This is a genomic window from Loktanella salsilacus (genome assembly GCF_900114485.1).
In the GTDB taxonomy this organism is placed as follows: domain Bacteria; phylum Pseudomonadota; class Alphaproteobacteria; order Rhodobacterales; family Rhodobacteraceae; genus Loktanella; species Loktanella salsilacus.
In genome coordinates this window covers 138,690-159,097 of the sequence record NZ_FOTF01000009.1, presented here as the reverse complement: position 1 = coordinate 159,097, position 20,408 = coordinate 138,690, and the positions used below count along the sequence as shown (strand labels likewise).

Below are 20,408 nucleotides of genomic sequence, written 5' to 3'. Positions count from 1 at the left end.
ATGTCTGGTGCAGTTTATCGATATCACCTGTGCAAATGTCCATGCAACGGCACTATTTGAGGCAAAAGATGCAGACGACAGGCGACGGCACCGATTTTTTCACCACATTTGCTCACGCGATTGCGGGCGATGACCATTTGGACCGCTTAAGGGCGGGCCTGATTGGTGAAGGGATTGCGATCCCCGGGCCGCATGGTCCGTTGCCGCTGATCTATGCTGATTACGTTGCATCGGGACGGTCGCTGCGCCAGATCGAGGATGCCATCACTGAGAATGTCCTGCCCTATTATTCCAACGCGCATACAGAGGCGTCGTTTTGCGGACGCATGATGAACCAGTTGCGTGCGCGGGCACGGCAGATTGTGGCGGCGCAATGCGGCGCCGGGGGCGCCCATGCTGTGATCTTTGCTGGGGCAGGGGCGACGGCTGGATTGACGCGGCTCGTTGGATTGCTGGGCATCGATGACATGGTGGCAGCGGGGCGCAAGCCCTGCGTCCTGATCGGTCCTTACGAGCATCATTCGAACATCCTGCCGTGGCGTGAAAGCGGTGCAGAGGTGATTGAGGTTCCAGAGGGCGCGAGTGGAGGCCCCGATCTGGACGCATTAAAGGCCGCATTGATAAACGCGAAAGACCGTCCCGTTATCGGTGCCTTTTCAGCGGCGTCGAACGTGACGGGTATCGTCAGCGATGTCGCCTCTATCACCCGCCTTTTGAAGGCACATGGCGCGATCAGCGTCTGGGACTACGCGGGGGCCGGCCCCTATGAGGTGATTGATATGGGGCTTGGCATGGACGCGGTTGCTCTGTCCCCGCACAAGTTTATCGGCGGGCCCGGTGCCTCTGGTATTTTGATTGTGCGCAAGGATGCGGTCACGCGCACGCGCCCCACCGCGCCGGGGGGTGGCACCGTGCGTTTTGTATCGCCGTGGGGGCATGATTATGCACAAGACGTTGTTGCCAGAGAAGAAGCAGGCACGCCCAACGTCATCGGCGATATTCGCGCCGCGCTGTGTTTCATCGTCAAAGACGTCATTGGCCAAGACGTCATAAACCAACGGCTAGAAGCGCTGCGGCAAAGGGCTCTTGCAGTCTGGTCGCGTACGCCGGGCCTGCGCATCTTGGGCAATGATCAGGCGCGATCTGTCCTGCCGATCTTTTCGTTTCAAGTGTTTGACGCCGCGGGCGGCGCGGTGCACCCGCAGTTGGTATGCCGAATATTATCAGATCATTTCGGGATTCAAGCGCGGGGCGGTTGTGCCTGCGCTGGTCCTTATGCGCACCGTCTGCTTGGGCTGGACCGGCGTGTGTCAGACAGCTTGCGGGCGTCAATTTTGGGTGGACGAGAGGTCGACAAACCGGGCTGGACCCGGCTTGCCTTTTCCGTGCTGATGGATGACCGCAAAGCCGACGCGATCATTGCGGCTGTGGACCGGATCGCGCGTGACCCGATTGCGTTTACTTCGCTTTATAACGTCGACACAGCCACAGCGCGGTTTACGCCAAGGGCGGCTTAATGGACTTGCTGCGCTGCAAAAGTACCAGCGAAGCAAGCGTCACGATGACGCCCGACACAAGGTACAGCGCCGCGGCCCAAAGGCCGAAGGTGCTGACCAGAAACAACCCGACAAAGGGCGCGAAGGCGGCGCCAATGATCCACGACAGGTTCGTCGCCAACGCAGAGCCGGAATAGCGCGTTTCAGGTGAAAAACGGTTCGGTACGATAGAACTGGACTGCCCGTAGGATAGGCCAAATACGAGGAAACCGAGGATGATGTAGACCGATGGCATCGTGTCCAGTGTGCCAATGGTAAAGCACAACGCCAGCGTCAGGATGCTGGCGACAAGTAGCACCGCGCGCGACGAATAGCGGTCTGCCAGCAAGCCGGATGCAATGACGGTACCAATCGCCAAGGTGCCGCCAACCAGTTGCCACAGGATGATGGTCGATATCGCGTGATCGGTGTAAAGCAGCGTGTAGCTGATCGGAAAGACGGTCAGCATGTGCAGCAAGGCGTAGCTGGACAGTGGCAGCAGCGCCGACAGCAAAATCGAGCGCCATTCCACAGCGATCAAATGACGCATTGGGCTCGTTTTCATCAAGGTTTCATCGTCAGAGCCGAAGTCCGTCGTCAGCAGGCGTAGCCGCGCAAAAAGGGACACGACGTTCACAGCCATCACCGCAAAGAAGGCGAAGCGCCAGCCGTGGGTGATGAACTCTTCTGGTGTCAGAAATCCGGTCAGAACGTAGAACATGGCCGCTGCGACGCAAAAGCCGATGGGTCCACCAAGTTGCGGCACCATGCCATAGCGTCCAGCGCGGTCTTTGGGGGCGGCGGACTTTAGCTGCAGCGTCAGCCCGTCCCACGACCCACCAAGGCCAAGGCCTTGGATGATGCGTAAAACGGCCAAAAGCACAGGGGCCAGTAGGCCGATCTTGTCATAACCGGGCAGCAAGCCAATCGCGACGGTAGAGCTGCCAAGCAGCATCAGGGCCACGGTGATCTTGCCCGCGCGCCCAATACGCCGCTGCAACCGCCGCCCGATCAGGCTGGCGACGGGGCGTGCAAGAAAGGCCAGTGAAAACACCGCAAAGGATGCCAAGGTACCCGGTACGGGATCAAGGAACGGGAAAAACACCGTCGGGAAGACCAGCGCAGAGGCAATCGCAAACACGAAAAAGCCAAAGTAATCCGTCACCCGCGCCATCACCACAGTGGTGATAACATCGTCCAGGCGGACGTCTTGTTTGATTTCAGCCTCTGCCATCGCCATAACTTTGATCCCCTTAATATCTTGAACGTAAATTAGCGATCAAAACGCAAAGTGCCACCTTTTCCAGCGGCTAGGCCAAGATGTCACACCCGCCTTCGGTGTTAAGTTCCGATCAAAATGCTAAATGACTGACCAGAAAGTTCCGACTGTGGGGTTCACGATGTCCTATCCAGATCGCCGTTTGAAGTCACGTTTGTGGCGGGCTGCGCTTCTTGTTTTTTCTTTTCCAGCGTTGGCAGGTTGCAAGCTAACCGTGATGAACCCTGTGGGGGATGTTGCGTCGCAGCAAGCTGATTTGATCATCTATGCCACGGTGCTGATGTTGATCGTAATTGTGCCTGTGATCGCGCTGACGGTGTTTTTTGCGATGCGCTACCGCGCCTCTGAAAAAGAACGAACGTACGAGCCTGAGTGGGACCATTCGGTCAGCCTAGAGATCGTGATTTGGTCTGTGCCCTTGGCAATCATCATCATGTTGGCGGGCCTGACATGGGTCGCGACGCACCGGCTTGACCCCTATGCGGATCTAACGCGGATTTCAGCGACCCAGCCGATAGACGAAAACGTGACCCCGCTGCAGGTGCAGGTGGTCGCGATGGACTGGAAATGGCTGTTTATCTATCCCGAATACAACATCGCCACTGTGAACGAGATGGCGACAATTGTGGATCGCCCGGTCGAGCTGAAGCTGACCGCAACCACGGTCATGAACGCCTTCTATGTGCCTGATATGGTTGGCATGATCTATGCCATGGCCGGGATGGAGACAGAGCTGAACGGCGTGCTGAATAGCGAAGGCACCTATGAAGGTTTTGCGTCTCATTACAACGGCGCGGGCTTTTCCAAGATGCGGTTCGACGTGCAAGCGTTGGACGAGGCGGGTTTTGCAGCATGGGTGGCAGACGCCCAATCGGTGCCGCAGGACTTGACCCGCGCCACGTTTGAACAGCTTGAACAGCCTAGCATCGATGACGACGTCGCCTATTACGCCTCCGTCGAGGACGGGTTGTGGCGGCGGATTGTGAACATGTGCGTCGGTGAGGACACCATGTGCATGGACGAAATGATGATGATTGACGCAATGGGCGGCGGCGGACTGGAGGGGATGCCAGATGCTGGCATGGACCACGGCGATAACGCTGCGATGACAGGACACTGAACGATGGCTGATGTGACAAACGCTGTGGCGGGGCATTCCGCCGAAATTACCAATCAGGTGCATTGGTTCTGGGGCAAGCTAAGCTGGGATATCTTCCCATTTTACGACCCACTGATCCTAGGCACCTTTATCGTCACGATTTTACTGGGCGTGAGCGTTGTGGGTTTTGTGACCTACAAGCGGCTTTGGGGCTATCTGTGGACCGAATGGTTCACCTCGGTCGATCATAAGAAAATCGGGATCATGTATATGATCCTTGCGACCGTCATGCTGATCCGGGGTTTTTCGGACGCAATCCTCATGCGGATTCACCAAGCATTAGCCTCAGCCGGGATCCTAGAGTTTTTACCTGCTTACCACTACGATCAGGTCTTTACCGCCCACGGCGTGATCATGATCTTCTTTGTCGCGATGCCGTTCATTACCGGTTTCATGAACTACATCATGCCGCTGCAAATCGGTGCGCGCGACGTGGCCTTTCCATTCCTGAACAACTTCAGCTTTTGGCTGACGTTCTCTGGTGTGGTTCTGATCATGTTGTCGCTGTTCGTCGGTGAATTTGCTGCGACGGGCTGGCTGGCCTTTCCGCCGCTATCGGGGTTGGAGTTTAGTCCGGGGGTTGGTGTCGATTACTACCTGTGGTCGCTGAACATCGCGGGCATCGGCACGACGCTATCGGGCATCAACCTGATCGTGACGATTGTGAAAATGCGTGCACCCGGCATGACCTGGATGAAGATGCCGATCTTTACCTGGTCGACGCTGGTGACCAACGTGCTGATCGTCGCATCCTTCCCGGTCCTTACGGCCACGCTGGCTTTGTTGACAGCTGACCGCTATCTGGGCACCCACTTTTTCACCAACGACAGTGGTGGAAACGCGATGATGTATATCAACCTGATCTGGATCTGGGGCCACCCAGAGGTCTACATCCTGATCCTGCCAGTCTTTGGTATCTTTTCGGAAATCGTGCCGACCTTCACGCGCAAGCGGCTGTTTGGCTACACCTCGATGGTCTACGCGCTGTGCGTGATCACAATCCTTAGCTACCTCGTCTGGCTGCACCACTTCTTTACCATGGGCGCGGGCGCGGACGTGAATTCGTTCTTTGGGATCACGACGATGATCATCTCGATCCCGACGGGTGCCAAGCTGTTTAACTGGCTGTTCACCATGTACAAAGGCCGCATCCACTTCGAGCTGCCTATGATGTGGGTCATTGCCTTCATGATCACCTTTACCATCGGGGGCATGACGGGTGTGCTGCTGGCGGTGCCGCCGGCCGACTATGTGCTGCACAATTCGCTGTTTCTGGTCGCGCACTTCCACAACGTGATCATCGGCGGCGTGATCTTCGGCATCTTTGCCGGCATCAACTACTGGTGGCCCAAGGCCTTTGGGTTCTACCTTGATACATTCTGGGGCAAGGTCAGCTTTTACGGCTGGGTTGGTGGATTTTGGGTGGCCTTCATGCCGCTGTATATCCTTGGCCTGATGGGCGTGACCCGTCGCCTGAGCCAGTTCGAGGACACGTCTTATGCGCCGCTATTCGCAATCGCTGCGGTGGGTGTCTTTATGATCGCTTTGGGTGTGGTGGCGTTCGTCGTGCAAATTGCCGTGTCGATCAAAAACCGCGAGGCGCTGGCTTGTGGCAACGACCCTTGGGAAGGCCGCACGCTGGAATGGTCCACAACTTCGCCGCCACCGTATTATAACTTTGCACTGACCCCGCGGGTCTATGCGCTCGATGCATGGCAGCACATGAAGGAAAATGGCGCAAAGGCACCAACATCTGGCTTCGTGCCGATCCACATGCCGAAACCCACGGCGAGCGGGCTAGTGATCTCTGGCTTCATGACTGTGATGGGCTTTGCGATGATCTGGCACATCTGGTGGCTAGCAGCGCTTGGCTTTATCGCCTCGGTGGCTTGGGGCATTGCCCATACCTTTAACTACGATCGCGATTACCACGTCCCTTTGGACGAGGTGACAGCCATCGAAACCGGCCGCCCTGTGGCCGTGCTGGCGGAGTAGACATTATGGCAAACCCAACCCACCCCGCTGAACCTGTCGACGGCTTCGACTTTTACGTCGCCGAGGACGAGCATCACGAACCGGGCACGATGCTTGGCTTCTGGATGTATCTGATGAGCGACAGCTTGATCTTTGGTATCCTGTTCGCGGTCTATGCCGTGCTGGGCGCCAATTACGCGGCAGGCCCGGCGCCGTCGGACCTGTTCGAGATTGAAAAAATCCTGCTGGCGACGGCTTTTCTGCTGCTATCGTCCATCACCTACGGCTTTGCCGTCATCACCATGCAAGAAGGCAAGCAAAAGGCGATGATGCTTTGGCTGATCGTCACAGGCGTCTTTGGCCTAGGCTTTCTGGCAATGGAGGTGATGGAATTCATGCACCTTGCCCACTTGGGCGCGGTGCCGGGCGTCAGCGCCTTCCTGTCGTCCTTTTGGTTTCTTGTCGGCACACACGGCTTGCACGTTGCATCCGGCGTGGTTTGGCTGGTGGTATTGCTGATCCAAGTGCAAAAGCACGGCCTGACACCCGCTAACAAACGCCGCATCCTGTGCCTAAGCCTATTCTGGCACTTCCTTGATCTGATCTGGATCGGGGTCTTTTCCTTCGTTTATCTGACCGGGGTCCTGCTATGAGCGCTGAACACCACGATACACACGAGGCGCACGGGTCATACCGGTCCTACATGATCGGCTTTGTCCTGTCGGTTGTCCTAACGGCGATCCCGTTTTGGATCGTTCTGGCAGAAGTGGAAATCCACCTCTGGCTGGCGCTGTCGATCATCTTTGGTCTGGGGGCGATCCAGATCATGGTGCACGTGTTCTATTTCCTGCATGTCACGGTTAAGGCCGAGGCTGGATGGCAGGTCATGTCGCTCGTCTTTACAGGCGTGCTGCTGCTAATCGTGCTTGTCGGTTCCATCTGGGTGATGACGCATCTGAATACCAATATGATGCCCCAGCACGAGCAGATGGAAATGATGCGCAACGCCGGATGACCGATACGCGCCGCCCCTTTTGGGTCGATGCTTTGATCCTGACTTTGGCGGGCGTTTTGTTCGTTACAATGATCGGGCTGGGCAATTGGCAGATGCGCCGGCTGGCGTGGAAACTGGACCTGATCGAACAGGTCCAGACCCGCGCTTTTGGTGATCCGGTGCCAGCGCCGCTTGCGCCGGATACGCCAGAGTATCTGCGCGTGCGGGCGAGCGGCACCTATGATCACGCGGCGACACTGCGCATCAAAGCTGTCACAGAAGTTGGTGCCGGTTTCTGGATCATGACACCGCTGCAGACGGCTGATCAAACGCTTTGGATCAATCGCGGTTTTGTGCCGACCGGTCTGGATGCAAACGATTGGACACAGCCGGCGGGCCAGGTCCAGATCACGGGACTCGTGCGCGCTGACCAGCCCGGCGGGACACTTCTGGAAAGCAATGCGCCGGGCGATCAGCGCTGGGTCTCTGCCGATCTTGCATTAATGAGCAGCGCCGCCGGGATCAGCGACGCGCAGACGGGCTACTTTATCGACGATGCCGCGAATGGCGGTCCGGACGTCTGGCCGCGGGGCGGCCTGACGCGGTTAGAGTTCCGCAATACCCATATGGTCTATGCGATCACTTGGTATGCCATGGCGATCATGTTCCTCGCCGCGATCGTCGGTGTGGTCTGGCTGCGGATCAAAGGGCAGAGCCCCAAGACTTAGATCGTCACGTCCACGGCCCGCTTTGGCGTTTTTTGCGGACCAATGGAACACTGCTGACGGGTGCGGGGCGCGCGGCGGGCGTCCCGACCATCGCGCGCAAAGCAGCGACGCGGTTTTCGGTCGCCGGATGGGTCGAGAACAGTTTGTCCCGCCGGTGGGCATGCAGCGGATTGATGATGAACATATGCGCCATTGCTGGATTACGCTCTGCTGCCGGATTGTCGATCTGGGTGGCACCTTGTTGAATTCGTTCCAGCGCAGAGGCCAGCCACATGGGGTTGCCGCAAATCTCAGCTCCAATCCGGTCCGCTTCGAATTCACGTGACCGGCTAATGGCCATCTGCACCAACGCCGCGGCCATCGGGGCTAGGATCATCATGGCAATCGTTCCCACAATCCCCAAACGCTCGCGCGAGCCGCCAAAGAAAAGCGCGAAGTTCGCGAGCATTGAGATCGCACCCGCAAAAGTCGCGGTGACGGTCATGATCGCGGTGTCGTGGTTTTTGATATGTGCAAGCTCGTGCGCGATGACGGCGGCGATCTGATCGCGGGTTAAGGTCTGCAGTAGTCCAGCGGTCACTGCCACGGCCGCATTGGCCGGATTGCGTCCGGTGGCAAAGGCATTGGGCTGCGCTGTGTCGATCAGATACACCGCAGGCATCGGCAGGTTCGCATTATGCGCCAAGTCTGCGACCATCGCGTGCAGACCCGCGCGGTCATTCGGCGCAACGGGCTGCGCATTGTCCATACGCAGGACCATCTTGTCCGAGTTCCACCACGTGAACGCATTCATGCCTAAAGCGATGACAAATGCGACAACGATGCCGCCGCTGCCGCCCAAAAGATACCCGATCCCCACAAAAAGCGCGGTCATTGCGGCCATCAATATTGCGGTTTTGGTGTATCCCATGCCGTGCCCTCTCAATTACTCTTCATCCATATGGTGGATCTTTTGAGATTTGAAAGTGCGCGCCGCGTTCGTTAGGCCGACAGAACAATCACCTCTGCCGGTTCAGCATAGGGAACGGTAAACCAAAATGTGGTCATGCCGTCTGGCATGCTTTCATAACCGATCTGGCCCCCGGTTTGTTCGACAATCTGTTTCGTGATCGTCAGGCCGAGCCCGGTGCCGCCACGATTGCGATTGTCAGATTCCGCCGCCTGCGCGAAGGGGATGAAAATGCGATCGCGGAATTCGTTCGGGATACCATCGCCCTTGTTCGTGATTGCAATTTCAATACATCCCGCAACATCTTTGACCTCGGCAATGATCGCCGTATCGTCATGTGCGAATTTGGCAGCATTCGATAGCAGGTTGGCCATAACCTGTTGAAATCTCTTAACATCAACTGAGCCGTGCAGTGATGCATCGTCGCATTTCAACTCGAACCGTACACCAAACTTGTTCGCAAACTCCGAATTCGTGAACAGGGTGTCTTCAACAAGCTCTGCAATATTCTCGCTGGATAAATTGAAGGTCACCTGTTTTGCCGAGAACTTTTCAAAGTCCAGAATATCGTCAATCAGAACATTCAAACGTTTGCCGTTTTGCTGCGCAACATGAAGCAGTCGCTTTGCTTTGTCGGAAAAGGCTTCGTCGTCCATCACAGTCAAAAGTGCCAATGATCCAATAACCGAGGTGAGGGGCGTTCGAAGTTCGTGACTGATCGTCGCGACAAATTCGCCCTTCATCTGCGCCAGTTGCCGCTGTTCGGTAATATCCATAAGCTGGACAATAATGTGATCCGGCACGCCGTTTTCATCCCGCACAAGACTGACCGTCAGTTTGCCCCACAATGTCTGACCATTTGCACGAATATAGCGGCGTTCACGCGAATAGGTCTCAATCTCGCCCGCGGTCAAAAGTGCAATATGCTTGCAGGAATCCTCTAGGTCGTCGGGATGCGTAAGGTCCCGGAGGTTTGTTTTGACAAGTTCCTCGCGTGGAAAGCCGATTAACTCGCAGAAAGCGTTGTTGACCCTTAGCCAGCGGCCATCGAGAGCAATGATGGCGTGCCCGATCGAGGTGTTTTCAAATGCGGACCTGAAGTATTCAGTATTCAAGCGCAGAGAGTCTTCTGTTTTTCGTCGCTCGGTGACATCTTTGACGACGCCGATAACTGACGTGATACGGCCCTCTTCGTCGCGTTGGGAAACGGAAATCTCGGCGCATAGCCAGAACCAGTGGGTATCGTCCTTTGAGCGGAACCGATATTCTAGCTTTGCAATATCGGTGTCACCATCAAGGCAAACCTGAATGATTTTATCTGCAGGGCCCAGATCGTCAGGATGCACTCTGGATCGCCATTCCTCTTGCACGTCAGCCGTATCGTCGTCGGCCAGACCAATCAGATGACGCCACGATTGGCTGACCACTGTCCGGTTTTCTTTGGGAAAATGTTCGAATACCCCAATCTTGGCAGCAAGAATGGCGGTATTTGCGCGTTTTAATTCGTTCGTCGTTACTTTTTGCAACTTCATCTCTTCCGAGATATCACGCACAATGACAGCATGTTGCAGCCCTTTGTCATCCGTCCACGATGTCAGATAGACAGCAAGGGGTAGGGGCGAACCATCTTTGCTTTTCGCCATCACCATTCGAATATTTGCGTCAATTGCGGGTGGATGGATAAAACTATGTAGTTCCGCGACGGATTCGACGGGCAGGAGGTGCGATATTTTTTGTCCGGTCATGCTGTCGTTCGTATATCCGAACAGATTGTCAGCGGCCGTATTGCTATGGGACACACTGCCGTCAGATGCGATCGTGAACACAGGAACGCCGACATATTTAAATGCCTGAAGGATTGGCGAATGTTCCATCGTGACCTCGTTCAGCAGTACGCCTGCCGCCCTTAAACTCTTACCTCGTCACTATGCAAAGACAACAAGGGCAATTTTGAGGCCACAAATGTCGTTTTTGCGGTTGGAAATAAGAAGGTGACTTGGTCCAGAAAAAATTGGACAAGCAGTCAAGTCGTATCAGCGATGACGGCAGAATATAAAAATGACGAAAAGGCGCAGTATTCGGATGAATTCTGCTCTCTCACAGCGCTTTAGCACTGTGAGAGAGCAATACGCTTTGTCAAAGCGTCATCAGCCCCCCGCAGAACGATTTGCTGAACGACAAATGAACGGGCGCGTCAAAATTGTATTGTGTTTCACATAAGCCTGCGCAGCAGTTCCAGCGATGGTTCACCAGTGACGGCAAGGCCGTTTCTTTGTTGATAAGCAGAGATCGCCGCGCGTGACTTAGATCCAAGAACCCCGTCAGTTCCGCCTGTATCGTACCCGGCTGCGGTCAAACGCGCTTGCAGTTGCTTGCGTTGATCTGCCGTGAATCCATAGCGGTCAGGTGGAAACCCGCCCCGGATAGGACCTGCGCCGGCGATCCGGTCTGCAAGATGACCGACACCAATCGCGTAGCTGTCAGAGTTATTGTATCGTTTGATCGCGTTGAAATTGGGTCCAACGGCAAACACCGGGCCACCCACCTGTGGTTGAATGCGGCGTGTGCCAGATGCAAATCCGGGCGATCCTTCTTCGCCGCCCCATGCCTGCCCGCGCTGCCAACCTGATCGCGCAAGGTATGAGGCCGTGCTGGCCAGCGCATCGGTCGGATCTTCCTCCCAAATATCCCGGCGGCCGTCGCCCGTAAAATCGACTGCGTAGGCCAAGTAGGACGTCGGGATGAACTGGGTGTGGCCCATCGCGCCAGCCCAGCTGCCGGTCATCCGGGCGGCGGTCGTATCGCCGTTATCAAGGATTTGCAGCGCGGCGATAAGTTGGCTTTCAAAGAATGCGCCCCGCCGCCCGTCAAAGGCCAGCGTTGATAAGGCCGACACCACTGGCACATTGCCACGGCGTTCGCCAAACATGCTTTCCAAGCCCCAGATCGCCGTCACGACATGCGCTTCAACTCCGTATCGGGATTCGATCTGGCCCAAAACATCGCGATATCGCGCATAATTTGCCCGGCCCTTAGCGACACGTTCATCCGACGCTGCGATCGCCAGATATTCTTCGAGCGTGCGAGAAAACTCGGTCTGATTGCGGTCACGGTCGATCACGTCAGGCAGATAGCCGGCCTGAGCAAAAGAGGTCGAGATGGTTCTGGTTGAGATACCCTTGCTTGCGGCCCGCCCTTTGAAACCCGCAACCCAAGCGTCAAACGCGGGGTTGGACACGGCCTGCATCACCGGATCCGGCGCGCGCGCCGCAACCACGGTCCCGCCACGCGGACGTCCACCACAAGCTGAAAGCAGGGCCATCATCGCCCCCGTCGAAAATACGCGCCGTGTTGTCAGCATATTGCTGTTCCGCCTGTTGGTGATTTGATGGCCATCCTAGCTGAAATTCTAAGCGCCGCAAAGGATGCTGGCCCCCTTGGCGGTTGCTTGCGCATGGAACCCGACACCCAAAAACCTTGGCTGGAATCGCCACGTCGGCACGCGTTGGTCTTTTGGGGAACTCTTGGCCTACAGAACCAAATTCGTTCTTTGAAACGCCCGCGTTGAAGAACAATGTTCCGATATGCCGGACACAGCTGTTACGATGAACCTCTCTTTGATGCTACCATTGAAGCCTGCGCCACACAGGTTAACTGCTGCACAAGTGAATGGAGACAATTATGAAAAAAACTTTGGTCATTGCAGCACTCGCCCTGTCTGTCACCGTCAGCGCGGCGCACTCAGAGACACTCAATGTCGGTATGTCCGGCGGCTACTTTCCCTTTACCTTCGTAAAGCTTGACGAATTGCAAGGATTTGAGGTGGATTTCATAAATGCCATCGCAGAAGAAACTGGTGACGACGTAAACTTTGTGACGATGTCGTTTTCCGGGCTCGTCGGTGCACTGGAAACGGGCCGGATCGACACCATTGCCAACCAGATAACCATTACGCCAGAGCGTGAGGCAAAATTTGCCTTCTCGCAGCCCTATGTTTTTGACGGTGCGCAAGTCGTGGTCAAAAAGGGCAACGAAGAAACGATCACGAGCGTTGATGACCTAAGTGGCAAGACCGTCGCAGTTAACCTTGGTTCGAATTTCGAGCAGTTGTTGAATGAGCTGCCAAACGCTGCTGACATCGATATTCGCACATATGAAAGCAACATAGCCCAAGATACCGCGCTTGGCCGCGTAGATGCCTTTGTCATGGACCGCGTGTCTTCTGCCCAACTGATCGCAGAAAGCCCGCTACCGCTGGCGTTTGCTGGCAAACCATTCAGTGAAATTCGCAATGCGTTGCCGTTCCGCAATGACGAAAAAGGGACTGAGTTGCGCAACCGGATTGATGCCGCCATCACCACGTTGAAAGAGAACGGCACCTTGGCGGAAATTTCCGATAAATGGTTCGGCACCGATATCTCGGTCGCGGAGTAATCTCATGCGCGCACTGGACGTCGAATACATGTGGGACTTAGTCCCCGTTCTTTTGGGATATGTTCCGCTCACGCTTTTCATGGCGTTGATTGGGATGTTTTTCGCTCTGATACTCGCCTCGCTCATGGCCGTTGAACGAGTATTTCGCGTACCAGTGCTCGATATTTTTGTGCGTCTTTTCATCAGCTTTTTTCGGGGGACCCCGCTGCTGGTGCAACTATTCTTGTTCTACTACGGACTGCCGCAGGTTTTGGCATTTTTGACGACGATTAACGGCGTCACCGCCACAATAATGGGTCTGACTTTGCATTTTTCGGCTTATATGGCTGAAAGTATTCGGGCAGCGATCCTTGGTGTTGACCGCAGCCAGTGGGAGGCTTCTCAGGCGGTTGGCATGACCCAAACGCAGATGATGGGCCACATCATTCTACCGCAAGCCACCCGCGTAGCGGCGCCAACATTGGTCAACTATTTCATCGATATGATTAAAGGGACTTCACTGGCATTTACTTTGGGGGTCACTGAACTGATGGGCGCGACGCAAAAAGAAGCTGCTGGCAGCTTTCTTTACTTTGAGGCATTTTTGGTCGTTGCGGCAATCTACTGGATCATGGTCGAGGCATTGTCCTTTGCACAACGGCACTTGGAGACCTATTTGAACAAGGCTTATGCAAGATGACATCGAAAGCCGCCATTTCTATCAAGGGATTAAACAAGTCCTTTGGCGATACATCTGTTCTGAAAGACATTTCATTAGATATCGCGCCGGGTGAACGCGTGGTCGTTATCGGCCCTTCCGGTACCGGCAAGTCTACTTTGCTAAGGTGTCTGAATTATCTGGACCGTCCTGACAGTGGAACAATTCGGGTCGGCGATTTGACTGTTGAATCCGCCAAGGCGTCGCGGTCTGATATCTTAGCGCTGCGCCGCAGGACGTCGTTTGTGTTTCAGAACTATGCGCTGTTCGCCAATAAAACGGCACGAGAGAACATCACTCAGGCACTCATCACTGTCAAAGGCCAATCAAAACAGGGTGCTGCCACGCGTGCTGATGAAATACTGCGTGAAACCGGACTGATTGATAAAGCGGACTCTTATCCGGCGGCGCTTTCAGGTGGTCAGCAACAGCGGGTTGGAATTGGTCGCGCGATGGCTCTTGATGCTGACCTGATGTTGTTCGATGAACCGACGTCGGCGCTTGATCCCGAATGGGTTGGCGAAGTGCTGGACCTGATGCGCCGCGTTGCTGAAAAACACCAGACGATGTTGATCGTGACACACGAGATGCAATTCGCGCGGGAAATTGCAGACCGAATTATCTTCATGTCCGATGGTCAGATTGTGGAACAGGGACCGCCCGAACAGCTTCTAGAAAACCCTCAGGATCCCCGCACGAAGGCCTTTTTATGGCGCGTTTCAAAAGTCGCTGTAGACCCATATTAATTTTGCAATTGCTCATGCTTGGGCCGTCAATCTTGATCACACTCGCGCAGATTGTCTGCTCAAGTTGGTTCTTAGCGCGGCTCGCTCAGTCCTGCTAAAGCAATACGGATCATCTCTTCTGCTGAACCAGCCTGCCGTGTCTTGCGGTGGGATTGGTGGTGGACATCTATCGATGTTAGTCTCTTCTTCATCATCCCGATCGTCTGCTTGAAAAAACGACCCCGAAGCCTTCCCTTGTCTAAATCCTCAGATATGTCCGATTGGGCTGACGTCAAATTTAGGACCAGCAGGGTCGAAAACTAGGTGTTGGCAGGCGCGGCGCTGTGCTGAATGTTGCGGATAGGCCACATTTTTGCCAGCATTAGGCAAAAATAGGTCCGGTTTGACCCGATTTGGACCAGATTTGTATTAATACTTCGTGAAGAATGCTCTGATCCGGATTGCAATATTTAAACGACAATTTTTTCTAATTTGGGGTTGGAGCATGGCTATGTCCAAGTTTTTAATCGCCGCGTTTATGGCGTTTGGTACATTACCGAGTTCAGTTTTTGCAAATGGGTTGGGAGAGGGCAGGCCGTGGGACTTTCGCACGCCATCAGAGCAGCAGATATTACTACTCGGAGAGCAAACGCGTCTTAATTTCTTGGCCTACGACCGCGAGAGTGTCGCGGCGGGAGCCGCTGCAAGCGGACAGACCGGAAACTCTTTGTCGATCGTTATTACTGGCAGTGGGGATAATGTTATTGATACTGGCCAAGACAACAGTGGTGGCCAAACAATCCAAGAGGCCAGTGGCGCTGCGGTTAATACGATAACCTCTGACCCGGATGCGGCAATCGCGGATGCTGCTGCCAGGCTGGAGAGATTAAAATGATAATAAAATCAATTATTTGTAAGGCATCCACCCAAGTATTGGCTGTCGCTGCATTGACTGGCTGCGCAAGCTTGCCGCCACAGCTTAGTACGTCGCGCCCAGCTTATAATGGTCCGATTCCAATTGTTGTCGCGACACCCGCTGACGCGGCGTTGGAATGCCTTTCTTTCACCCCAGAAGTACGTAACAGCAATCGCGTTTTTTCGGTTCATTTAATCTCTGACTTAACTCAGAAAATTGAGATCGATGCTGCAGGTGCATATATTCCGCGCGATACGGCTGGAATGCTGGTCACGTCTTTGTCTCGTGCTGGGGTAAACCAAGTCAACCGGATCAATACGACGGTAACCGAGTTCGAGATTTCCCGTGCGCGCGAGCAAATCCTTGGTGATGGACGATCTACTGTCGTCGAGGGTGAAACGCTGCCTTATCGCCCGCTGGAAAGGGGATCGCTGCGCGGATCCGACGTCGTGATTGACGGGGCGATTACGCAGTTGGATTTCAATACCTATTCCGGCGGCTATGAGGGTTCGTTTTTTGGGCTTCGCGGCGGGCAACGTAATTTCGCCCTGACCGTAGCTGCGGACCTGCGCGTGACCGACACACGTTCCAGCGAGTTGCTGATGGCGGAGGCCTATTCAAAACAGGCGGTTGGACGCGAGGTTTCTGGCTCTGTCTTCCGTTTCTTTGACAGCGAACTTTTCGATGTTCAGATAGGCTCCAAAAGCCAAGAGGGGCTGCATGCGGGCATTCGCTGGATGCTGGCCGAAGCAGCCTATGACATTGTTTCGACGACCGTAAAACATGATGGCAGTTGCGACAGCTTTTTGCCGCAAAACCGGTTGCAGCCTGTTCAAGTGGCCGCTGCGGTGACGCAGTGATCCGCGCGGTCACGCTGGCCGTGGTGGCGGCCGTTTGCGGCAGCATGGTGGCTGCGCAGGTTGCCGCGCCGCCCACGACGGACGGCGCGGCGGCCGCGCAGGCACCCGCATACGATCCAACGCGTTTTCTGGAAACGATGGTGAATTATCGCAGGCTTGCCCTAACCTGCGAGGGTACGCTGCCGGGATCGCCGCTTGCGGACTCAGAGGAAATTTCTATTTTCTTCCAGACCCTAGGCATGGCAGAGCCGCGTGCAATTGATACGCAGTTGCAGCGGCTGACGAAAAAGCTGGTCCGGGCACAAGCGGCGTCGATCTGTGCGGAAAGGCTGGTGCAAAGCGCGGCGATTTATGGTCAAAGCGCGCGGGATTATACGCAAAATAAACCTGACGCTTGGCCAGCAGCGCCGCGGATTAGCGCGGGGCCATGGTGTGCGTCACTCACCTGCGCGGAGCTGTCCTTTTAACGGGTGATCGTGGCCGCGTTGCCAACTTGGCTGTGCGTGCCCAACTTGCTTTGCACGGTCTGCGTTTGATTGGCCGTTTGGATCGCACTGACCGTCGATCCAGACGCTGGCCTGTCCGTGCTTTGAATTTCCAATAGATTGACGATGTTGGTACTGGAGTGGCTGTAGCCGGAAAGCTTCCCCGACATATCCGCCAGTGTGACACCTTGGATTTCATTCTCGACGATTTGTCTGCCGTTCGACACCTGTGTCAGGCCCTGCACGCGTTTGGCGCTCACGAAATTCGCGATATTCAAACCGCTTTGGCTAACGCCCGCGGGGGTTTGGCCGTCCTGAGTTGTGACGATATTGCGCACAATCTGATTGCCGTTAAATATCCGCGCAACATCACGCACATCGTCGGCGATCAGCACATTGCCGATATTGGTGCCCTGTTGCGTGATGCCGTCAGCCAAGCGTGCGCCTTGGTCTAGGCCCACCACGTTGTCGATCTGCTGTGTTGTGTCGGATGGAAATAACTGCTCTCCCGACCCAATCGACACCGTGGCCAACACCACGTTCGCTGTATTGCGGCCGGTTTGGGTCACACCGTGCAAACCCGCAGCGGTGCCAGAGACTTCGTTATAGACGATCTGGTTCGCACCGGGACCAAAGGCTTGCCGAACGGAGTCTACCTGATCGGCAATGACGATATTGGCGATATTTTCACCGATTTGAGTGGTCGTGGTGACGTTCTGGGGTGACAGTCCCGTCATAACGTTGCGCGCGATCTGATTGCCCAGCATCGTCTGATCGACACGCGCGACGACGGCCTCTGACGCGATCAGTAGGTTCACGGCGTTCAGGATGGACTGGTCAATCGTGGTGGGATCATCGGCGGACAATGTACCGTTCAGGTCGTGACCACGCGGGGTATAATCTGACAGAGCATTGCCCGCATGTGTCCCGTTCAAAAGCAGGGTCCGGCGGGGGATGATCTGATTGATGCCCGTTTGGTCACCGGTCCAGATCTGATCAACCGACAGGCCACGGGCGGCATCCTCCGCCGCGGCGGTGGTCGTCGTGCCAACAAGGGCTATGACCATAAGCATACGCTGCATGGGACAGGACCAGTTCAGAGGTTTGGAAAGGGCGCGTGCCACGCCAAGTTGGGACGGCGGTCTATCCGCCGCCCCAGATGTCAGATCAGGAAATTAGAGTCCGCTGACCGAGTTTGCGACGTTCGTTGCCGCCTGCGAGACGCCGAACAGATCGTCCGCACCGAACACGTTGTTCGTTGCACTCTGCAAGCCCGAGAAGTTCTGGCTTACCTCGGTGTAGCCGTTCAGGTCAGGCAAAGAACCTGCCGACAGGATGTTTGCCACGTTCGTTGCGCTTTGATCGAAATTGGATACATCGGCGGTGTAGGCAAAGTCAAAGTTCGTGGCCACGTTCGATGCTGACTGGTTCACATCCGAAGCGTCTTGCGACACGGTCCAGCCCACATTCGTGATCGTGGCCAAGTTGATTGCATTCAACGCTGATTGATCGATGATCGCGGGATCGCCCGCAAGTGCAGGGGCTGCGCCGGCTAACCCATTGCTGGCAAACTTCACGAAGTTGGATGCGACCTGACCGCTGCCGTCTGAACCATCATAGATCTGCGTGATACCTGCCTGATAAAACGATCCGCCAGAGTTCGGAGAGTTTTCGCCTACGCTAAGGCTGTTGGCCACGTTCACGGCGCTTTGCATCAGGTTTGTGATGGATGCGCGGGAATTGGTGTCAAAGGCATTGTTTTCAGCGACCTGGCTTGTGTCGCCAAAGATATTCTGGAAGGAATCGCCTTTCAGATCGTCCTCGATTTCGGCCAGGTTCATGACGTTCACCGCGTCTTGGGCGATGTCAGTCGCACCCAGATCCACATCAAGATCGTTGCCGGCGAATTGGCTGCTGTCGTCGATCTCTTGCAATAGATCATGGGTGACATTGTCCTCTTGCAAGTCATCCATCGCCGCCATGTTCATGACATTGGTCGCGTCCTGATCAACCGAGGCGCTGGTGCCATCACGGATGTCGATATCGTTGAACGCGGTTTGGCTGGCGTTGTCGACGACCTGAGATAGGTGGTTGATGTCATAGCCTTGACCGGTGTCCATCGTCAGGTCGACGCTGTTCAGCACATTGGTGCCCGCCTGAGCGATATTGGTGAGCACGGCGTTATTCCGGCGGTTGCCACGCGTATCAAAGTCGTTGATCGCGTTCTGCATCATGCCGTCTTCGGATGACTGGGTCACATCGTCCAGCGATTCAAAATCAATGGAAATGATGTTCGCGGCATTGACCGCTGCCTGAGAGACATCTGTCGCGTCGTCGTCGATCCGGATTGTATTTAGCGCCTCTTGCAGCGCACTGACGGTTTGCGAAATATCCGTCTGCTCGGCCATAGCTGGCATAGCAAGAAGGGATGCAATTGCTGTTGTTGCGAGAAACTTATTCATAATAATCTCCGTTATTCAATTCGCCCCAGGGATAGAGTGCGGGCATCGGTATGTTGGGCTAAATTGCCCGACATATTGAAAACCAACGGTTAGTCGATTGAGGCGAGGTTGAATGAGACAGAAACCAATACGGTGTATCGGATCCAATAGAATCAGCTAACAGCAAGCTGCATGATTCTTTAGCTCCACCGCTCCCCCCAGAGCCGTTTGGAATACCCGAAAGGCTTGCACTGGCAGGGGCGTGGGTAAAGTCGGGTAAATGCCTACGTTTAGATTTAGGTATTTACGACGCGCAAGCGGTTGATCGATTTGAATATTTTAATGGGATTTGCGCAGTAGACCTGATCGCGACAAGCGTTTTATCGTGCGTTCAAGAAATGTCTTCAAGACGGCTACGAAATGTGCTACCACCAACGATATTAAAAAGATGAAGTGTTAATAAACTGTTAACGCGGCCGCGATTTTTTAGAAGCGGCAGCGTTTGCGACACCGGTAGGCAAGGTCGAAATTTTATCGACCATGCGTGTGTTCTTCTAACTTGAGGCCAATTTTATGTTTCAATTTCATACTGATACAGCCGGAGTGTTTGCGCCGTCTGCGCGCGTACTATCCGAACTTAGGGTAACCGTTTTGTCGGGCGATGATCGTGTCATCACACGCGCGCGGCAAGCCGTGACTATCCTTGGTGGATCGATCGTCAATGAATTCGCCTGCTTAGCCGATGTGCGGCAGGGCGGTGCGCGCTCTGACGTTTATATCCTTGACCCGCGGCTGTTGGACAACCCGGTCAAAGATGCACCATATTTGCTGGATGATCGACGTAAGTGCGTTGTGCTTTTTGGTGCCCCTGCGGGGTTGGTGGCAACCCGTTCAGCGGTCCGCCGCGTGATTGATGTGGATATGGGGCCAGAGGTTTTGGCCACGATTTTGCGCAAAGTGAAAACAGATGCGGCTTCGCTACAAGAGCCGCCAAAGCTCAGCCTACGTGAAAGAGAAACGCTTCGGCTTTACGGTCGCGGCATGACTCTTAAGGTTATTGGACACAGGCTGGGAATCAGTGCCAAGTCGGCTGAAACCTACAAAACCCGTGCTTGCCAAAAGCTGGGCCTTTGTGACCGGGCCGCAGTTCTGACCTTTATAGAGCCATCGTTGAATCAGCTTTAGTTTCGCTGTTTTGGCGGCCCTTAGAACTGACACCTGAATTTACTTAA

The 20,408-nt window shown here is 55.0% G+C and carries 19 protein-coding genes; 13 read left to right on the top strand and 6 right to left on the bottom strand.

Translation table 11 applies throughout. The features are described from left to right. Window positions 1-68 precede the first annotated feature (68 nt). Complete coding sequence (locus BM131_RS10130; RefSeq protein WP_090189119.1) at window positions 69-1,517, top strand: aminotransferase class V-fold PLP-dependent enzyme; 1,449 nt, start codon at window positions 69-71, stop codon at window positions 1,515-1,517. On the opposite strand, the gene BM131_RS10125 is transcribed toward BM131_RS10130, so the two are convergent. Further along, window positions 1,498-2,775, bottom strand: a complete 1,278-nt coding sequence (locus tag BM131_RS10125) for an MFS transporter (RefSeq protein ID WP_090189075.1) — start codon at window positions 2,773-2,775, stop codon at window positions 1,498-1,500. The two genes, BM131_RS10130 and BM131_RS10125, sit on opposite strands and share 20 nt — an antisense overlap. Window positions 2,776-2,935: 160 nt before the next feature. Between BM131_RS10125 and cyoA the strand changes: the two genes are divergently transcribed. The 5 genes from cyoA to BM131_RS10100 are packed head-to-tail and all read left to right on the top strand — an operon-like array spanning window position 2,936 to window position 7,669. Beyond that, window positions 2,936-3,934 (top strand): ubiquinol oxidase subunit II, encoded by a 999-nt coding sequence (cyoA, locus tag BM131_RS10120; protein WP_090189073.1) that lies wholly within the window; start codon window positions 2,936-2,938, stop codon window positions 3,932-3,934. Window positions 3,935-3,937: 3 nt separating this feature from the next. After that, the gene (cyoB, locus tag BM131_RS10115; protein ID WP_090189071.1) at window positions 3,938-5,968 is read left to right on the top strand and encodes a cytochrome o ubiquinol oxidase subunit I; all 2,031 of its coding nucleotides are present in this window, start codon (window positions 3,938-3,940) and stop codon (window positions 5,966-5,968) included. A 5-nt stretch (window positions 5,969-5,973) separates the two neighbouring features. After that, the gene (gene cyoC, locus BM131_RS10110; protein WP_090189070.1) at window positions 5,974-6,600 is read left to right on the top strand and encodes a cytochrome o ubiquinol oxidase subunit III; all 627 of its coding nucleotides are present in this window, start codon (window positions 5,974-5,976) and stop codon (window positions 6,598-6,600) included. Next, a complete protein-coding gene (gene cyoD / locus BM131_RS10105; RefSeq protein WP_090189069.1) occupies window positions 6,597-6,962 on the top strand; it encodes a cytochrome o ubiquinol oxidase subunit IV in 366 nt (121 codons plus the stop codon). Before cyoC ends, cyoD begins: the two co-directional genes overlap by 4 nt. Beyond that, window positions 6,959-7,669, top strand: coding sequence for an SURF1 family protein (locus tag BM131_RS10100; RefSeq protein WP_090189067.1), 711 nt, complete (start codon window positions 6,959-6,961; stop codon window positions 7,667-7,669). Before cyoD ends, BM131_RS10100 begins: the two co-directional genes overlap by 4 nt. A gap of 4 nt (window positions 7,670-7,673) precedes the next feature. Here the strand turns inward: BM131_RS10100 and htpX are convergent, their stop codons facing one another. The 3 genes from htpX to BM131_RS10085 all read right to left on the bottom strand — a co-directional run bounded on the left by htpX (window position 7,674) and on the right by BM131_RS10085 (window position 11,979). Continuing rightward, window positions 7,674-8,579, bottom strand: a complete 906-nt coding sequence (gene htpX, locus BM131_RS10095) for a zinc metalloprotease HtpX (protein ID WP_090189066.1) — start codon at window positions 8,577-8,579, stop codon at window positions 7,674-7,676. 71 nt (window positions 8,580-8,650) lie between these two features. Next, complete coding sequence (locus BM131_RS10090; protein WP_090189064.1) at window positions 8,651-10,492, bottom strand: PAS domain S-box protein; 1,842 nt, start codon at window positions 10,490-10,492, stop codon at window positions 8,651-8,653. Window positions 10,493-10,830: 338 nt separating this feature from the next. Beyond that, the gene (locus BM131_RS10085) at window positions 10,831-11,979 is read right to left on the bottom strand and encodes a lytic murein transglycosylase (protein ID WP_090189062.1); all 1,149 of its coding nucleotides are present in this window, start codon (window positions 11,977-11,979) and stop codon (window positions 10,831-10,833) included. Window positions 11,980-12,299: 320 nt separating this feature from the next. Between BM131_RS10085 and BM131_RS10080 the strand changes: the two genes are divergently transcribed. From BM131_RS10080 to BM131_RS10055, 6 genes are all read left to right on the top strand, one after another. Next, window positions 12,300-13,052, top strand: a complete 753-nt coding sequence (locus BM131_RS10080; protein ID WP_090189060.1) for an amino acid ABC transporter substrate-binding protein — start codon at window positions 12,300-12,302, stop codon at window positions 13,050-13,052. Between the two features lie 4 nt (window positions 13,053-13,056). Continuing rightward, the gene (locus BM131_RS10075) at window positions 13,057-13,731 is read left to right on the top strand and encodes an amino acid ABC transporter permease (RefSeq protein WP_090189058.1); all 675 of its coding nucleotides are present in this window, start codon (window positions 13,057-13,059) and stop codon (window positions 13,729-13,731) included. Continuing rightward, window positions 13,728-14,495 carry an amino acid ABC transporter ATP-binding protein gene (locus BM131_RS10070; RefSeq protein WP_090189056.1) on the top strand — a complete coding sequence of 256 codons (768 nt, stop codon included), beginning with the start codon at window positions 13,728-13,730 and terminating at the stop codon, window positions 14,493-14,495. Before BM131_RS10075 ends, BM131_RS10070 begins: the two co-directional genes overlap by 4 nt. Before the next feature lie 490 nt (window positions 14,496-14,985). Beyond that, complete coding sequence (locus BM131_RS10065; RefSeq protein ID WP_139222613.1) at window positions 14,986-15,369, top strand: hypothetical protein; 384 nt, start codon at window positions 14,986-14,988, stop codon at window positions 15,367-15,369. Continuing rightward, a complete protein-coding gene (locus BM131_RS10060) occupies window positions 15,366-16,250 on the top strand; it encodes a CsgG/HfaB family protein (RefSeq protein WP_090189053.1) in 885 nt (294 codons plus the stop codon). The genes BM131_RS10065 and BM131_RS10060 overlap by 4 nt, the downstream gene beginning before the upstream one ends. After that, entirely contained in the window at window positions 16,247-16,717 is a 471-nt protein-coding gene (locus BM131_RS10055; RefSeq protein WP_090189052.1) for a hypothetical protein, read from the top strand. Before BM131_RS10060 ends, BM131_RS10055 begins: the two co-directional genes overlap by 4 nt. Here the strand turns inward: BM131_RS10055 and BM131_RS10050 are convergent. Then, window positions 16,714-17,817 carry a hypothetical protein gene (locus BM131_RS10050; protein WP_090189050.1) on the bottom strand — a complete coding sequence of 368 codons (1,104 nt, stop codon included), beginning with the start codon at window positions 17,815-17,817 and terminating at the stop codon, window positions 16,714-16,716. The two genes, BM131_RS10055 and BM131_RS10050, sit on opposite strands and share 4 nt — an antisense overlap. A 93-nt stretch (window positions 17,818-17,910) precedes the next feature. After that, window positions 17,911-19,197, bottom strand: coding sequence for a hypothetical protein (locus BM131_RS10045; protein ID WP_139222612.1), 1,287 nt, complete (start codon window positions 19,195-19,197; stop codon window positions 17,911-17,913). A gap of 630 nt (window positions 19,198-19,827) precedes the next feature. Between BM131_RS10045 and BM131_RS10040 the strand changes: the two genes are divergently transcribed. After that, window positions 19,828-20,361, top strand: a complete 534-nt coding sequence (locus BM131_RS10040) for a response regulator transcription factor (protein WP_175499276.1) — start codon at window positions 19,828-19,830, stop codon at window positions 20,359-20,361. Window positions 20,362-20,408: the final 47 nt, after the last annotated feature.

What these genes read in the sequence shown, in the direction of transcription:
- BM131_RS10130 (WP_090189119.1), top strand. Translation starts at nt 69, where the DNA reads ATGCAGACGACAGGCGACGGCACCGATTTTTTCACCACATTTGCTCAC.
- BM131_RS10125 (WP_090189075.1), bottom strand. Translation starts at nt 2,775, where the DNA reads ATGGCGATGGCAGAGGCTGAAATCAAACAAGACGTCCGCCTGGACGAT.
- cyoA (WP_090189073.1), top strand. Translation starts at nt 2,936, where the DNA reads ATGTCCTATCCAGATCGCCGTTTGAAGTCACGTTTGTGGCGGGCTGCG.
- cyoB (WP_090189071.1), top strand. Translation starts at nt 3,938, where the DNA reads ATGGCTGATGTGACAAACGCTGTGGCGGGGCATTCCGCCGAAATTACC.
- cyoC (WP_090189070.1), top strand. Translation starts at nt 5,974, where the DNA reads ATGGCAAACCCAACCCACCCCGCTGAACCTGTCGACGGCTTCGACTTT.
- cyoD (WP_090189069.1), top strand. Translation starts at nt 6,597, where the DNA reads ATGAGCGCTGAACACCACGATACACACGAGGCGCACGGGTCATACCGG.
- BM131_RS10100 (WP_090189067.1), top strand. Translation starts at nt 6,959, where the DNA reads ATGACCGATACGCGCCGCCCCTTTTGGGTCGATGCTTTGATCCTGACT.
- htpX (WP_090189066.1), bottom strand. Translation starts at nt 8,579, where the DNA reads ATGGGATACACCAAAACCGCAATATTGATGGCCGCAATGACCGCGCTT.
- BM131_RS10090 (WP_090189064.1), bottom strand. Translation starts at nt 10,492, where the DNA reads ATGGAACATTCGCCAATCCTTCAGGCATTTAAATATGTCGGCGTTCCT.
- BM131_RS10085 (WP_090189062.1), bottom strand. Translation starts at nt 11,979, where the DNA reads ATGCTGACAACACGGCGCGTATTTTCGACGGGGGCGATGATGGCCCTG.
- BM131_RS10080 (WP_090189060.1), top strand. Translation starts at nt 12,300, where the DNA reads ATGAAAAAAACTTTGGTCATTGCAGCACTCGCCCTGTCTGTCACCGTC.
- BM131_RS10075 (WP_090189058.1), top strand. Translation starts at nt 13,057, where the DNA reads ATGCGCGCACTGGACGTCGAATACATGTGGGACTTAGTCCCCGTTCTT.
- BM131_RS10070 (WP_090189056.1), top strand. Translation starts at nt 13,728, where the DNA reads ATGACATCGAAAGCCGCCATTTCTATCAAGGGATTAAACAAGTCCTTT.
- BM131_RS10065 (WP_139222613.1), top strand. Translation starts at nt 14,986, where the DNA reads ATGTCCAAGTTTTTAATCGCCGCGTTTATGGCGTTTGGTACATTACCG.
- BM131_RS10060 (WP_090189053.1), top strand. Translation starts at nt 15,366, where the DNA reads ATGATAATAAAATCAATTATTTGTAAGGCATCCACCCAAGTATTGGCT.
- BM131_RS10050 (WP_090189050.1), bottom strand. Translation starts at nt 17,817, where the DNA reads ATGCAGCGTATGCTTATGGTCATAGCCCTTGTTGGCACGACGACCACC.
- BM131_RS10045 (WP_139222612.1), bottom strand. Translation starts at nt 19,197, where the DNA reads ATGAATAAGTTTCTCGCAACAACAGCAATTGCATCCCTTCTTGCTATG.